The sequence below is a fragment of the Pseudomonas sp. Pseusp49 genome (assembly GCF_059491875.1).
This window is the reverse complement of record NZ_CP168514.1, coordinates 6,619,570-6,632,913: the sequence shown is the minus strand read 5'-3', so window position 1 is coordinate 6,632,913 and position 13,344 is coordinate 6,619,570. Positions and strand designations below refer to the sequence as shown.

General features: G+C 62.1%; 13 protein-coding genes. 1 reads left to right on the top strand and 12 read right to left on the bottom strand.

Annotated elements, in window-relative coordinates; all coding sequences use genetic code 11:
* Positions 1–62: 62 nt before the first annotated feature.
* The 6 genes from ACEN83_RS29745 to exbB all read right to left on the bottom strand — a co-directional run bounded on the left by ACEN83_RS29745 (position 63) and on the right by exbB (position 6,898).
* Positions 63–1,463 carry an aminoacyl-tRNA deacylase and HDOD domain-containing protein gene (locus ACEN83_RS29745; RefSeq protein WP_495579082.1) on the bottom strand — a complete coding sequence of 467 codons (1,401 nt, stop codon included), beginning with the start codon at positions 1,461–1,463 and terminating at the stop codon, positions 63–65.
* A gap of 78 nt (positions 1,464–1,541) precedes the next feature.
* Positions 1,542–3,617, bottom strand: coding sequence for an ATP-dependent DNA helicase RecG (recG, locus tag ACEN83_RS29740; RefSeq protein ID WP_495579081.1), 2,076 nt, complete (start codon positions 3,615–3,617; stop codon positions 1,542–1,544).
* A gap of 9 nt (positions 3,618–3,626) precedes the next feature.
* Positions 3,627–4,556 (bottom strand): hydrogen peroxide-inducible genes activator, encoded by a 930-nt coding sequence (locus ACEN83_RS29735; protein WP_007975189.1) that lies wholly within the window; start codon positions 4,554–4,556, stop codon positions 3,627–3,629.
* Between the two features lie 186 nt (positions 4,557–4,742).
* A complete protein-coding gene (locus ACEN83_RS29730; protein ID WP_258682940.1) occupies positions 4,743–5,492 on the bottom strand; it encodes an energy transducer TonB family protein in 750 nt (249 codons plus the stop codon).
* Positions 5,489–5,917, bottom strand: a complete 429-nt coding sequence (exbD, locus tag ACEN83_RS29725) for a TonB system transport protein ExbD (protein WP_007975187.1) — start codon at positions 5,915–5,917, stop codon at positions 5,489–5,491. Before exbD ends, ACEN83_RS29730 begins: the two co-directional genes overlap by 4 nt.
* Positions 5,918–5,923: 6 nt before the next feature.
* Complete coding sequence (gene exbB / locus ACEN83_RS29720) at positions 5,924–6,898, bottom strand: tonB-system energizer ExbB (RefSeq protein WP_495579080.1); 975 nt, start codon at positions 6,896–6,898, stop codon at positions 5,924–5,926.
* A 188-nt stretch (positions 6,899–7,086) separates the two neighbouring features.
* Here exbB and ACEN83_RS29715 point away from each other — a divergent pair, with 188 nt between their 5' ends.
* The gene (locus tag ACEN83_RS29715; protein ID WP_495579079.1) at positions 7,087–7,941 is read left to right on the top strand and encodes an SDR family oxidoreductase; all 855 of its coding nucleotides are present in this window, start codon (positions 7,087–7,089) and stop codon (positions 7,939–7,941) included.
* A gap of 90 nt (positions 7,942–8,031) precedes the next feature.
* Here the strand turns inward: ACEN83_RS29715 and ACEN83_RS29710 are convergent, their stop codons facing one another.
* From ACEN83_RS29710 to ACEN83_RS29685, 6 genes are all read right to left on the bottom strand, one after another.
* Positions 8,032–8,772 (bottom strand): hypothetical protein, encoded by a 741-nt coding sequence (locus ACEN83_RS29710; protein ID WP_116579758.1) that lies wholly within the window; start codon positions 8,770–8,772, stop codon positions 8,032–8,034.
* A 67-nt stretch (positions 8,773–8,839) separates the two neighbouring features.
* Positions 8,840–9,220, bottom strand: a complete 381-nt coding sequence (locus ACEN83_RS29705) for a RidA family protein (RefSeq protein WP_003229509.1) — start codon at positions 9,218–9,220, stop codon at positions 8,840–8,842.
* A gap of 22 nt (positions 9,221–9,242) precedes the next feature.
* The gene (spoT, locus tag ACEN83_RS29700; RefSeq protein WP_007975182.1) at positions 9,243–11,348 is read right to left on the bottom strand and encodes a bifunctional GTP diphosphokinase/guanosine-3',5'-bis pyrophosphate 3'-pyrophosphohydrolase; all 2,106 of its coding nucleotides are present in this window, start codon (positions 11,346–11,348) and stop codon (positions 9,243–9,245) included.
* 57 nt (positions 11,349–11,405) lie between these two features.
* Complete coding sequence (rpoZ, locus tag ACEN83_RS29695) at positions 11,406–11,669, bottom strand: DNA-directed RNA polymerase subunit omega (RefSeq protein WP_007921129.1); 264 nt, start codon at positions 11,667–11,669, stop codon at positions 11,406–11,408.
* A gap of 167 nt (positions 11,670–11,836) precedes the next feature.
* On the bottom strand, positions 11,837–12,457 hold the full coding sequence (gmk, locus tag ACEN83_RS29690) for a guanylate kinase (RefSeq protein WP_116579757.1): 621 nt from the start codon (positions 12,455–12,457) through the stop codon (positions 11,837–11,839).
* Positions 12,458–12,469: 12 nt separating this feature from the next.
* Positions 12,470–13,333: a YicC/YloC family endoribonuclease gene (locus ACEN83_RS29685; protein WP_007975180.1), complete on the bottom strand. Its 864-nt coding sequence runs from the start codon at positions 13,331–13,333 to the stop codon at positions 12,470–12,472.
* Positions 13,334–13,344: the final 11 nt, after the last annotated feature.

Sequence of the window (13,344 nt, the reverse complement as noted above, 5' to 3'; positions counted from 1 at the left end):
TCGGATGTTTGCTTTTTCTTGCGGCCCATCGCTTCTGGAAGAAGCGATGGGATTTTGATTTTTTATACCTGAGTGAATTGCGACGCCAGTTCACGCAGCAGCACTTCAGCTTCCAGCACTTTGCTGACCACGTCTTCGGCCTTGGCGCGGCTCAGGCCGAGGCGTTCCAATAGTGCGTCCGGGATGCCTTCGTCGGGACCGGAACCGATGCCTCGGCTGCGCAGCAGGCGCACCGACAGGCAGACAAGGTTCGGGTATTCGGCGTAGGTGCCGTCGTAGGCCGGGTCGTGCTGGAAGCGCAGGGCGGTGGACAGCTCTTCGGGCATGTCCCAGTAGCGCATAAGCCACGAGCCGATCTGCTCACGGCTGATGCCCAGCAGGTGTTGTTCCACGAAACTGTGGCACAGATGCGGGTTGACCTCCAGGTGGCGGCAGATCAGCGAGAAGTGTGGCGGGAACACGTGGGCCAGCAGCAGATAGCCGAAGTTGTGCAGCAGGCCGGCCAGGTAGGTCAGGCCGGCTTCCGGGCGCTGGGTGCGCGGCATGGCGCGGGTCAGGCCTTCGATGACGGCGGCGGTGTAGATGGATTGCTGCCAGTACGGCGTGGTTTGTTGCGGGTGGTCCTTGGGCAGGCTCAGGGTTTTACCCAGGGCCAGGCCCAGCGCCAGGTTGATCACCAGGTCGAAGCCCAGCACGCGCACGATGGCGTCTTCCACCGAACGGATCTTGCCCGGCGAGGCGTAGTACGGTGACGCCGCCCAGCTCACGACTTGCGCGGCCAGCGCCGGGTCGGTTTCGACCACGCCGGTGATGTCGTCGATGGTGGCGTTGGGGTCGACTCGCAGCTTGATGATCTTTTGCGCGGTTTCGGCCAGCGGCGGAATCTCGATGGTCTCTTCCAGGCGCTGCTGGATGCGCCGCGCGGTAAACGCCTGGACGGCCTGGGTGATTTCCTTGCGGTCGTCATCGGGGCGGTCGAGGTTCGGACGGATGCTGGTCAGGTTTTCGCCGAAGTTGGCGGCGCTGGCTTTGGTCAGCATGGTCTTGAAGTCTTCGCTGGAGACCTCCAGCAGCACGCCCGGCTCACCAGAGTTGACCAGCAACTTCGGCTCACGCAGCAGGCTTTCGTCGTACAGGCAGGGTGAACTGGTCAGCGCCGGCAGGCCCGGCAGCAAGCTGAGGTTGTGCTTGCCGAGCATTTTTTTCAGGCGCTCGGTGGATACGGCGGTGAGGCGGCGACCGGTGAGTTCGGTCAGGCGATTGAGGTCCAGCAACTGGCTCTGCGGGAACAGCACCATCAACGCGCCGACGCTGTCATCGAGCAGAACAGCCTGCACTTTGCGCGCGGCATTGAGGCCGTGATGGTCCAGCACTTCTTCGTAGGCAATGCCCAACTTGCCCAGCATCAGCCGAATAACCGACGGAGCGTGCGGGGTATCGGGTGCGAAGGCAACTTCGGTCATGGTCTGTATCCGTGATTAAACAATTGCAGAAGTATAACCAGCTTGCCTAACGCCACGCCTCAGAAACTGTGACGGTTGTCACACTTGGCCGTATTGTTGGCCATGACGCAGCCAACGGTCGAGTAGCGGGCTGACATGGGTCGGCCAGCGTTCGAGCAATGCCTGGGCCGCATCCCGCACGGCGGGCAGCAAATCGGCATCGCGCATCAGATCGGCGACCTTGAATTGAAGCAGCCCGGTTTGGCGGGTGCCGAGCATTTCGCCGGGGCCGCGCAATTCCAGGTCCTTTTCGGCGATGACAAAACCATCGTTGGTTTCGCGCATGATGCCCAGGCGCTGGCGGCCGATCTGCGACAGCGGCGGATGGTAGAGCAGCACGCAATGGCTGACGGCGCTGCCGCGGCCGACGCGGCCGCGCAACTGGTGCAGTTGCGCCAGGCCCAGGCGCTCGGGGTTTTCGATGATCATCAGGCTGGCGTTGGGTACGTCAACGCCCACTTCGATCACCGTGGTCGCGACCAGCAGTTGCAGGTTGCCGGCCTTGAACTCGGCCATCACTGCGGCTTTTTCCGCAGGTTTCATGCGGCCGTGAATCAGGCCGACCTTCAGCTCGCCGAGGGCGGCGGTCAGGTCTTCGTATGTGGTTTCGGCGGCCTGGCAGGTCAGCTCTTCCGACTCTTCGATCAGTGTGCATACCCAATAGGCTTGTCGCCCTTCGGCGCAAGCGCTGCGTACCCGCTCGATGACTTCGACCCGCCGGGTGTCGGTGATCAGCACGGTGTTGACCGGGGTTCGGCCTGGGGGCAGTTCGTCGAGGATCGAAGTGTCGAGATCGGCGTAGGCGCTCATGGCCAGCGTGCGCGGAATCGGCGTGGCGGTCATGATCAACTGATGCGGACACATGCGTCCGCCGACGCCTTTCTGGCGCAGGGCCAGACGCTGCTGCACGCCGAATCGGTGCTGTTCGTCGATGATCACCAGCGCCAGGTTCTTGAATTGCACTTCGTCCTGGAACAGCGCGTGAGTGCCGACCACCATGGGCGTGCCGCTGGCGATCTGCTCCAGCGCGGCGATGCGGTTCTTGCCCTTGAGCTTGCCGGCGAGCCACGCGACTTCGATGCCCAGCGGTTCGAGCCAGCGCTTGAAGGTGATGAAGTGCTGCTCGGCGAGAATCTCGGTGGGCGCCATCAGTGCGACCTGATAACCAGCCTCCAGCGCTTGCAGCGCGGCAAGGGCGGCGACCACGGTTTTGCCGGCGCCGACGTCGCCCTGGATCAGCCGTAGCATGGGCTCGTGCTGGCTGAGGTCGTAGGCGATTTCGTTACCGACCCGTTGCTGGGCGCCGGTCGGGCTGAAGCCGAGGTTGGCCAGGTATTTGGCCGGCAGTCGCGTGGCTTTGGGCATCGCGGGCGCACGCAGGGCGCGCATGCTTTCGCGCAGGCGCTGTTGCGACAGTTGATGGGTCAGCAGTTCTTCGAAAGCCAGGCGGTGCTGCGCCCAGTGATGGCCGAGGGCGAGTTCATCGACGTCGGCATCGGCGGGCGGGTTGTGCAGGTAGCGGATTGCATCGGCCAGCGGTGCCAGTTGGTAGTCGCGGGCCAGTTCGTTCGGCAGCCAGTCGGGCAGGCTGCTGGGGCCGAGCAGGGTGAGGGTCTGCATGCACAACTGGCGCAGGCGCTGTTGGGTCAGACCTTCGGTGAGGGGGTAGACCGGAGTCAGGGTTTCATCCACCGGCGGTGGTTCGTCGCCAGTGATGGCGCGATATTCCGGGTGGTAGATTTCCAGCCCCGAAGCACCGGGCCGAGCCTCGCCGTAGCAGCGAATCCGCGTGCCGCGTTTGAGGCCTTCCTTCTGCGCATTGCTGAAATGGTAGAAGCGCAGGCTGAGTCCGCCGGTGCCGTCCTGCAAGCGCACCACGAGGCTGCGCCGACGGCCCATGACCACATCGGCGCCGCTGACCGTGCCTTCGATAACTGCATCCTGCCCAGGTCGCAGCGCGCCGATCGGGACCACACGGGTGCGATCCTGATAGCGCAGGGGCAAGTGAAACAACACGTCCTGGAGGTTTTCCAGGCCGACCTTGGCCAGTTTCTCGGCCATGGCTTCACCGACACCCTTGAGCGCCGTCACCGACACTTGCGACAACTCGCTCATGACCGTCGCTTAGCCCGCAGCGACCTGCGCCGCTGGCTTGGCCACCGAGCACAGGCGAATGGAGTCGGCGAGGATTTCAATCGCCTTCGGACGCGGGAAACTGGCGCGCCAGGCAATGGCCACGGTGCGGAACGGCACGGGTGCCGACAACGGACGCACCTCGATCACGCCGGGGGCGTAGTGATGGCTGTCGACTGCCGACAACGGCAGGATCGAAATCCCCAGGCCGGATGCGACCATGTGGCGAATGGTTTCCAGGGAACTGGATTCCACCGTGGTGTGCTTGGCGCCGTCGTTGCCTTTGGTCAGGGTCGGGCAGGCTTCCAGTACCTGATCGCGGAAGCAGTGGCCTTCGCCGAGCAGCAGCAGGCTCTTGTCGTTGAGCAGGCTGGCGTCGATGGACTCTTTTTGCGTCCACGGGTGCTGGGCCGGCATCAGCACGTAGAACGGCTCGTCGTAGAGCTGCAGGGTCAGCACATCGGCTTCGCTGAACGGCAGGGCGATGATGATCGCGTCGAGTTCACCGTTGCGCAGTTTGTCGCGCAACACGTGGGTGAAGTTTTCTTCGATGTACAACGGCATCTGCGGGGCGACCCGGTGCAGTTGTGGAATCAGGTGCGGGAACAGGTACGGCCCGACGGTGTAGATCGCGCCGACTTTAAGCGGTGCGGTCAACTGGTTCTTGCCGGCCTGGGCCAGTTCGCGGATGCCCTGGGCCTGTTCCAGCACCTTTTGCGCCTGGGCCACTATGCCTTCGCCGACCGGCGTCAGGCGCACGGCGCTTTTGCTGCGCTCGAAAATCAGCACACCGAGTTCGTCTTCAAGCTTTTTCACGCCCACCGAAAGGGTCGGCTGGCTGACGTGGCAACGCTCGGCCGCGTGGCCGAAGTGCTGCTCTTGGGCGAGGGTAACGATGTAGCGTAATTCTGTGAGGGTCATAGCAAGCGTCCATGAATTTGCGTGCCAAGCATACCGGCTGCAATCGATAGACGCACGTTATCAGACTGAACGTGTCGGGTGACACCGGGCAATGCGAAAGGCAAAAAAGATCGCAGCCTGCGGCAGCTCCTACACAGGTCAATGTGATCCCTGTAGGAGCTGCCGCAGGCTGCGATCTTTTGATTGTTACCGGCGGCGTTTTTCCAGCGAGTACACAAAAGGTGCAACGATTTCGATGGAGCCATTGGTCAGCATGTCGGCCGGCGGCTTGGGCAGCGGTTGAGCGCGGCGGATCATTTCCAGGGTGGCCCGGTCCAGATCGGCGGTGCCCGAGGCACCTACCAGCTCAAACGACAACACATTGCCTTCGGCATCCACGACGAAACGCAGGCGGTTCATGCCTTCCTTGCCCCGTGCCTGTGCACTGGCCGGGTACTTTTTGTACTTCTGCAGGTGCGCCAGCAGCGTGCCTTGCCAACTGGCCTTGGCCGCCAGTTGAGCTGGCGAGGGACCCGGCGCAGGCTGAGCGGATTTCTCCGTGGGAGCCTGAGTCTGCTGCGGTTCGGCAGGTTTCTCTTCGGCCGGTTTTTCCTTCGGCGGTTCGGGTTTCTTCTCTACCGGCTTGGGCGGCTGTGGCTTCGGCTTTGGCTTGACGGGCTTGGGCACGGCAATTTCGGCTTTCGGCGCTTCGGCGAGCTTGGGGATCGGCAGTTCTTCAACCGGAGCCGGTGGCTGCGGTGGGGTGACGACCTTCGGCGGAGCAGGCGGTGGCGGGGCGGGAACCGGTGCCAGTTCGACCATCATTGCCTGGGGCGGCAATTCGATGGGCGGGCGGGCGGACCAGTTCAGCGCCAGCGCGATGGCCAGCGCGTGAACGCCCAGCACCACAGCCAGGCTACCGCTGTAACGCGTCAGCTTATGGCGCGTCGTGATCATTTCTTGGCTGCCGTCTCGAGTCCGACCAGACCGACCTTCAGGTAACCGGCCGATCGCAGGTTGTCCATCACGCTCATCAGGTCGCCGTAATCCACGCCTTTGTCGGCCTGGAAGAAGATCGTCGTGTCTTTTTTGCCCTGGGTCCTGGCGTCGAGGGTGGCGCCGAGTGCTTCGGCCTTCACTTCGTCTTCACCGAGGAACAGGCGCTGGTCAGCCTTGACGCTGAGGAACACCGGTTTCTCTGGCCGCGGCGCCGGTTTGGCGGTGGAAGCGGGCAGGTCGACCTTGATGTCCACGGTGGCCAGCGGGGCCGCCACCATGAAGATGATCAACAGCACCAGCATCACGTCGATGAACGGCGTGACGTTGATTTCGTGGTTTTCGGACAGATCGTCGTCTGCCCCTTCTTTCAAATGCAGGCCCATGGCCGATTACCCCACTTTCACCATGTGCGGTTGCGAGCTGCGCTCAGGCTGGTGGTCGAGGTCGCGGCTGACCAGCAGCAGGACCTGTGCCGACGCGTCGGACACCTGAGCTTTGTAACCGGCGATGGAGCGGGCGAAGACGTTGTAGATCACGACCGCAGGGATCGCTGCAACCAGGCCCAGTGCGGTGGCCAGCAGGGCTTCGGCGATGCCGGGAGCGACGACGGCGAGGTTGGTGGTCTGGGTTTTGGCGATGCCGATGAAGCTGTTCATGATGCCCCACACGGTACCGAACAGGCCGACGAAGGGCGCGGTGGAACCGATGGTTGCCAGCACGCCGGTGCCGCTGCTCATGTTGCGACCGCAGGCCGCGACCAGGCGCTCAAGGCGGAAGCTGACGCGTTCCTTGATGCCTTCTTTCTCACGGCTGTTGACCGACAGGCGCATCTCTTCGAGCGCATCGTGCACCAGCAGGTTGGCGAGTGTGCCTTCCTTCGCCGCCGTGGCGCTGGCTTCCTTGAGGGAGGCGGATTTTTTCAGTTGGGCGATTTCACCGCGCAGGCGACGCTTGGCGCCCATCAGCTCAAGACCCTTGGCGATCCAGATGGTCCAGGTGATGATCGAGGCGATGGCCAGGCCGATCATCACGATTTTCACGATGATGTCGGCATTCTTGTACATGCCCCACGGCGACAGGTCATGGGCCATGCCCAGAGTGTTGTCGGCTTCAAGGACTTCAGGAACGTCTTCACCCAGATTTTCTGTCGGCGCTGCCTGGGCAGGATCGGTCGCGACGGGAGCAACGGCCGGGGCGGCGTGATCAGCCGGTGCAGGGGCTGCGGCGGCGGCCGGAGTTGCTGGCGGCTGGACATCGGCGAAAGCCGCGACTGGCGCGAGCATCAGGCTGAGGAACAGGGCGGCCACCGCGCTCCAGGCGCGAGGTCGTTTGGTTGGCGAAGCGGAGAGTTGATTACGTGTCATGCTGGCCGGACCTGAGAGAAAAAACGGGTGATGTTCTTCCAGGCCTCGAAGGGCCGAGAACAAAAGTGGGGCGTATTATTGCAATTAATTCTTGTTAACAGAAGTAATAGCGTCTCTTTTTTTCCTGCGTTGCTAGCCGCCCGTCTGTTGCCGGCGCTAGTCTGTGGCTTTGCGATGGGAGTTTTCTGATGTCTGTGCCTACTGTTTTGATCGCCGGTTGCGGTGATGTTGGCAGCCGCCTGGCCACACAACTGCTGGCGGCGGGGTGGGAGGTTCATGGTTTGCGGCGGGATGTTTCACGCCTGCCCGCGGGCGTCATTGGCGTTGCCGGTGATTTGTTCAACAAGGACTGCCCGGCCACTTGGCCGATCGGTGCCGTGGATTACCTGGTGTATTGCGCGGCAGCCACCGATCATGACGAAGCCGGCTACCGTGCTGCCTATGTCCAGGGGCTGGAGCATGTGCTGGAGTGGCTGAACGACTACGGTCAGGTGCCCAATCGCCTGTTGTTTGTGTCCAGCAGCAGTGTTTACGGGCAGCAGGATGGCGAGTGGGTCGATGAGCGTTCGTCTACGGTGGCGTCCGGTTATTCTGGACGTGTGATGCTTGAGGCCGAGCAGATCGCGCTCAAGAGCGGTATCCCGGCCAGTGTCGTGCGACTGACCGGCATCTACGGCCCGGGGCGTGAGTGGTTGCTGACCCAGGTCCGCCGGGGTTATCGCGTGGCGGTTGAACCACCGTTGTATGCCAACCGGATCCATGCGGACGATGCCGCAGGATTGATGGCGTGCCTGCTTGAGGCAGACCGGCGTGGCGTGGCGCTGGAGGATGTCTACATCGGCGTCGATGACGAGCCGGCAGCGCTGGCCGATGTGGTGGGCTGGCTTCGCGAGTATCTGGGCGTGACCGAATGGGACGAGGATTCAAGCGTGCGGCGCACCGGTAGCAAGCGCTGCAGTAATGCGCGGGCCAAGGCTTTGGGCTGGACGCCGAAGTATCCGAGCTTCCGTGAGGGGTATGCGGCGATTCTTGAAGGGCGCTGAACAACAAAAAAGATCGCAGCCTTCGGCAGCTCCTACAGGTGTTTGCATGACCCTGTAGGAGCTGCCGAAGGCTGCGATCTTTTCAGATGGTTACTGTTTTTCCAGCAGCCACTTCCGATCTCCGGGCGTGTACTGAGGCATCTCGTCCGCCTGCGCCGTGTTCACGGTCTGGAAAATCTCCAGTTCCTTGCCCTTGCGCGCAAAGATCCAGGCGTTTCCTTGCCCATTGAGTTGCAGCCACATGTTGTCGTTGCCGCCACTCATCGAGGCGCAGTCGCCGGCCAGGCACAGCGCATAACGGTCAGTACCCGGCAGGCCGGTCACCTGGCCGTCGGCCTGGAATTGCACGGTGTCACCTTCGCCGGGGCCGCTGACGACTTTCCAGCTACCGCCCATGTAGGCCGAATACAGCGCGCGTTCGAAGCTGGCGCCCAGCGGTGCGCCATCCGGAACCGGGATCAATGCCCGGTCGAAGACCTGGGCCGATTCGTTTTCGGTCGCGGTCTGGCTCAATTGTTTGCCGTCGCGCTTCAGCTCACTACCGGAACTGCCATAAAAATCGACTTTCCAGAGGCCGGATTCTTCACCCTGCAGCTTGCCTTCGACGTTTTCAAAGCCGTTGGTGTAGCGGGCCTGGCCGGCCTTGGTGTTGATGTCCCATTCCAGGTTCGGGCCATAGGCCTGGAGCGCTTCACGCAGGGGGACGCCTTTGGCGGCGGCATCGATCGCCACCTGATTGATCCAGGTGCCGCTGATATCACGATCGGCAGGGTTGCTGGCACATCCGCCCAGGAGCAGGGCGAGCAGCGAGAGAACAAGCGCATTGCGCATGGTGGAATCCTTTCAAGCTTTCTTTACAGCAGAGCAGTCGGCGCAGCCCCAGGCTGCGCCGTGCACATTACTCGATGACCAGGATGGCATCCATTTCAACCTGCGAACCCTTTGGCAGGGCTGCAACGCCGATGGCGGCGCGGGCAGGGTAAGGCTGGTCGAAGTACTTGCCCATGATCTCGTTGACCTTGGCGAAGTGGCTCAGGTCGGTGAGGAAGATGTTCAGCTTGACGATGTCCTTGAACGAACCGCCGGCTGCTTCGGCTACAGCCTTGAGGTTCTCGAACACCTGGACGGTCTGGGCTTCGAAGCCTTCGACCAGTTCCATGGTTTTCGGGTCCAGGGGAATCTGACCCGACATGTAAACGGTGTTGCCAGCCTTGATCGCCTGGGAGTAAGTACCGATGGCGGCCGGGGCCTTGTCGCTGGTGATAACAGTCTTGGTCATGAATGACTCCTTGTAAGTGGGCTTAAGCGCGCATGCGGGTGATGCGGATCACCCCGGTCAAGGCGCGCAGTTTCTTGATCACGCGGGCCAGGTGCACGCGGTCGTGCACGCTGACCACCAACTGGACCACGCTGATGCGACCATCGCGTTCGTCCATGCTGATTTTCTCGATGTTGCCGTCGGCGGCGTTGACACTACTGGCCAGCAGGGCAATCAGGCCGCGCTGGTGTTCCAGTTCGACGCGCAGTTCGACGTTGAATTCGCCGGTGACATCCTTGGCCCACGAGAGCTGGATGCATTTTTCCGGGTTGTGGCGGATTTCGCTGATGTTGCGGCAGTTGTCCAGGTGCACGACCATGCCTTTGCCCGCGGACAGGTGGCCGACAATCGGGTCGCCCGGGATCGGCGTGCAGCACTTGGCGTAGCTGAGTACCAGGCCTTCGGTGCCGCGAATCGCCAGCGGGCCTTCCGGGCTTGGCAGCTGTTCGCCTTCGCCGAGCAGTCGGCGAGCCACCACATAGGCCATGCGATTGCCCAGGCCGATGTCTTCGAGCAAATCCTCGATCAGTTCGAGGCGGTACTCGGCGAGCATCGCCTTGACGCGTTCGGCCGGGATTTTCTCCAGCGCGCTGTCGAATCCGTTGAGGACCTTGTTCAGCAGGCGTTCGCCGAGGCTGATGGATTCGGAGCGGCGTTGCAGCTTCAGGGCATGGCGGATGTGCGTGCGCGCCTTGCCGGTGACCACGAAGTTGAGCCACGCCGGGTTCGGCCGTGCGCCAGGAGCGCTGACGATCTCGACCGTGGAGCCGCTTTGCAGCGGTTCGGACAGCGGTGCGAGGCGACGGTTGATCCGGCAGGCAATGCAGCTGTTGCCCACGTCGGTATGCACGGCGTAAGCGAAGTCGACCGCCGTGGAACCCTTGGGCAGCTCCATGATCCGGCCTTTGGGCGTGAACACGTAGACCTCGTCCGGGAACAGGTCGATCTTCACGCTTTCGATGAATTCCAGCGAGTTGCCGGCGCGTTGCTGCATTTCCAGCACGCCTTTGACCCACTGGCGGGCGCGGGCGTGAGTGCCTTTTGGCTGCTCGTCGCCGCTGGATTTGTACAGCCAATGGGCGGCGATGCCGTTGTTGGCCATCTCTTCCATTTCACGGGTACGGATCTGGATCTCGATCGGAACACCGTGCATGCCGAACAGCGTGGTGTGCAGCGACTGGTAGCCGTTGGCCTTGGGGATCGCAATGTAATCCTTGAAGCGCCCCGGCAGTGGTTTATATAAGTTATGTACAGCACCCAGCACGCGGTAGCAGGTATCGACCTTGTCGACGATGATCCGGAACGCGTAGACGTCCATGATCTCGTTGAAGGCCCGACGCTTGCCGCGCATTTTCTTGTAGATGCCGTAGAGGTGTTTCTGGCGACCGCTGACCTCGCCCTGGATGCCGTCGATGGCCAGGCAGTGGCTTAAGGATTCTTCGATCTTGTTGACGATTTCCTTGCGGTTGCCCCGGGCGCGCTTGACGGCCTGGTAGATCCGCGCGGAACGCATCGGGTGCATGGCCTTGAAGCCGAGGTCTTCGAATTCTATGCGGATGGCGTGCATGCCCAGCCGGTTGGCGATGGGTGCATAGATTTCCAGGGTTTCCTTGGCGATGCGCCGGCGTTTTTCACCGGACAGCACTTCCAGGGTGCGCATGTTGTGCAGGCGGTCGGCCAGCTTGACCAGGATCACGCGAATGTCGCGGGCCATGGCCATGGCCATCTTCTGGAAGTTTTCGGCTTGGGCCTCGGCCTTGGTCTCGAAGTTCATCTGGGTCAGTTTGCTGACCCCGTCGACCAGTTCGGCCACGGTTTCGCCGAACTGCGCTTGCAGCGCTTCCTTGGCAATACCGGTGTCTTCGATCACGTCATGCAGCATCGCGGCCATCAGGCTCTGATGGTCCATGTGCATGTCGGCAAGAATATTCGCCACCGCGAGTGGGTGCGTGACGTACGCCTCGCCGCTACGGCGGCGTTGGCCGTCGTGGGCTTGTTCGGCGTAGAAATACGCTCGGCGGACCAGGTTGACCTGGTCCTTGCCGAGGTAGGTCGATAAGCGATCGGCGAGGGCGTCTATGCTCGGCATGATGTCTCCTGCCGTAAGCTGTGATCCCGCGCCGTGCTACGTCGACCAGGCATAGGCTTAGACGGCCTCGTTGGACTCGTCCTCGAATGCAGCAAAAAGCGGTTCATCTTCAACGATTTCGGCTTCGGCGATAGCTGCGTAGTCGATCAGGCCTTCAGCGATTTCGCGCAGGGCGACAACGGTAGGCTTGTCGTTTTCCCATGCTACTTTCGGCTCTTTGCCGCCGGTGGCCAGTTGACGGGCACGCTTGGTAGAGAGCATGACCAGCTCAAAGCGGTTATCCACGTGTTCTAGGCAGTCTTCAACGGTTACGCGGGCCATGGTCTTCCTCGTAGCAAATGCAATATGCGCGCTGCCCGGATGGGCGAGCGGACTCAACAGTTTAAAAAATCACCAGCGATTAGGGAAGCGCTGATTTTTTGACCAAGCCCTTCAACGCGCTGCAAGTGCCAATGTAAAGCCCTTGCAGCGGTTTTGGGAAGAGCTGATTAACCGAGCAATTCAGCCAGCAATTTGCCGTGACGCTGCTGCTGACGCTTCTGAATCAGCTGATTGGCGCGGAAAATCGCCTTCAGGTCGTGCAGAGCGTGGGCGAAATCGTCGTTGATGATCAGGTAATCGTAGTCGACGTAATGGCTCATTTCGCTGACGGCTTCGCGCATCCGGCCGTCAATGATCTCGTCGCTGTCCTGGCCACGGTTGGTCAGGCGCTGGTGCAAGGCCTGCAGTGACGGCGGCAGGATGAAGATCGAGCGAGCCTGCGGCATCAGCTTGCGCACTTGCTCGGCACCTTGCCAGTCGATTTCCAGGATCAGGTCGTGGCCTTCGTCCAGGGTCTGCTGCAGGTGGCTTTGCGAGGTGCCATAGAGATTGCCGAACACTTCGGCGCGCTCGAGGAAGTCCCCGTGTTCGATCATCTTCACGAACTCTTCGCGCGAGACGAAGTTGTAGTTCACGCCGTCCACTTCGCCCGGGCGCATGGCACGGGTGGTGTGGGAGACCGACACGCGGATCTCCGGATTGGCGTCGGTCAAAGCCTTGACCAGGCTGCTCTTGCCCGCGCCCGAAGGGGCGGAAATGATGTAAAGGGTGCCAGTGCTGTGGGTCATGTCGGGGTAGCCTTACTCAATATTCTGCACTTGTTCGCGCATCTGCTCGATCAACACCTTGAGGTTGACCGCCGCCTGGGTGCTGCGCGGGTCGAAGGCTTTGGAGCCCAGTGTGTTGGCTTCGCGGTTGAGTTCCTGCATCAGGAAGTCCAGGCGCCGACCGGCAGCGCCGCCGGATTTGAGTACCCGGCGAACTTCGATGATGTGAGTGCTCAGGCGATCCAGTTCTTCGGCGACGTCGCTTTTTTGCGCGAGCATGACCATTTCCTGCTCCAGGCGCTGCGGGTCCATCTCGGCCTTCATGTCGGCGAAACGGTCGAGGACTTTCTGGCGCTGGGTGGCGAGCATCTGCGGGACCAGTTCGCGCAGGGTCACCACGTCTTCTTCGATGGAGGTCAGGCGCTCGTTGATCAACCGTGCCAGCTCCGCACCTTCGCGCTCGCGGCCGGCCTTGAGTTCCTTGAGGCCCTGGTTGAACAGTGCCAGCGCTTCGGCGTTCAAGGCTTGCGGGTCGGTGGCGTCGCCCACCAGTACGCCGGGCCAGGCCAGGACTTCCAGCGGGTTCAGCGCGGCCGGGTTCTTGATCAGGCCGGCGATGGTCTCGGCGGCGGCGACCAGTTGCGCGGCGCGCTCCTGATCGATCTGCAGCGCTTTGCCGGTGTTTTCTTCGGTGAAGCGCAGGGTGCATTCGAGCTTGCCCCGCGATACGCCTTGGCGCAGGGCTTCACGTACCGCGCCTTCGAGGTCGCGAAAGGACTCCGGCAGGCGCAGGTGGGGTTCCAGGTAGCGGCTGTTGACCGACCGCAGTTCCCAGCTCAGGGTGCCCTGGACGCCGGCTTTTTCGACGCGGGCGAAGGCGGTCATGCTGTGCACCATGGCGGTACCTC

Bases quoted from the DNA above. Each gene is read 5' to 3' on its own strand.
- ACEN83_RS29685 (WP_007975180.1), bottom strand. From the start codon at position 13,333: ATGGTGCACAGCATGACCGCCTTCGCCCGCGTCGAAAAAGCCGGCGTC.
- recG (WP_495579081.1), bottom strand. From the start codon at position 3,617: ATGAGCGAGTTGTCGCAAGTGTCGGTGACGGCGCTCAAGGGTGTCGGT.
- gmk (WP_116579757.1), bottom strand. From the start codon at position 12,457: ATGACCCACAGCACTGGCACCCTTTACATCATTTCCGCCCCTTCGGGC.
- ACEN83_RS29735 (WP_007975189.1), bottom strand. From the start codon at position 4,556: ATGACCCTCACAGAATTACGCTACATCGTTACCCTCGCCCAAGAGCAG.
- ACEN83_RS29745 (WP_495579082.1), bottom strand. From the start codon at position 1,463: ATGACCGAAGTTGCCTTCGCACCCGATACCCCGCACGCTCCGTCGGTT.
- ACEN83_RS29705 (WP_003229509.1), bottom strand. From the start codon at position 9,220: ATGACCAAGACTGTTATCACCAGCGACAAGGCCCCGGCCGCCATCGGT.
- rpoZ (WP_007921129.1), bottom strand. From the start codon at position 11,669: ATGGCCCGCGTAACCGTTGAAGACTGCCTAGAACACGTGGATAACCGC.
- exbB (WP_495579080.1), bottom strand. From the start codon at position 6,898: ATGACACGTAATCAACTCTCCGCTTCGCCAACCAAACGACCTCGCGCC.
- exbD (WP_007975187.1), bottom strand. From the start codon at position 5,917: ATGGGCCTGCATTTGAAAGAAGGGGCAGACGACGATCTGTCCGAAAAC.
- ACEN83_RS29710 (WP_116579758.1), bottom strand. From the start codon at position 8,772: ATGCGCAATGCGCTTGTTCTCTCGCTGCTCGCCCTGCTCCTGGGCGGA.
- ACEN83_RS29730 (WP_258682940.1), bottom strand. From the start codon at position 5,492: ATGATCACGACGCGCCATAAGCTGACGCGTTACAGCGGTAGCCTGGCT.
- ACEN83_RS29715 (WP_495579079.1), top strand. From the start codon at position 7,087: ATGTCTGTGCCTACTGTTTTGATCGCCGGTTGCGGTGATGTTGGCAGC.
- spoT (WP_007975182.1), bottom strand. From the start codon at position 11,348: ATGCCGAGCATAGACGCCCTCGCCGATCGCTTATCGACCTACCTCGGC.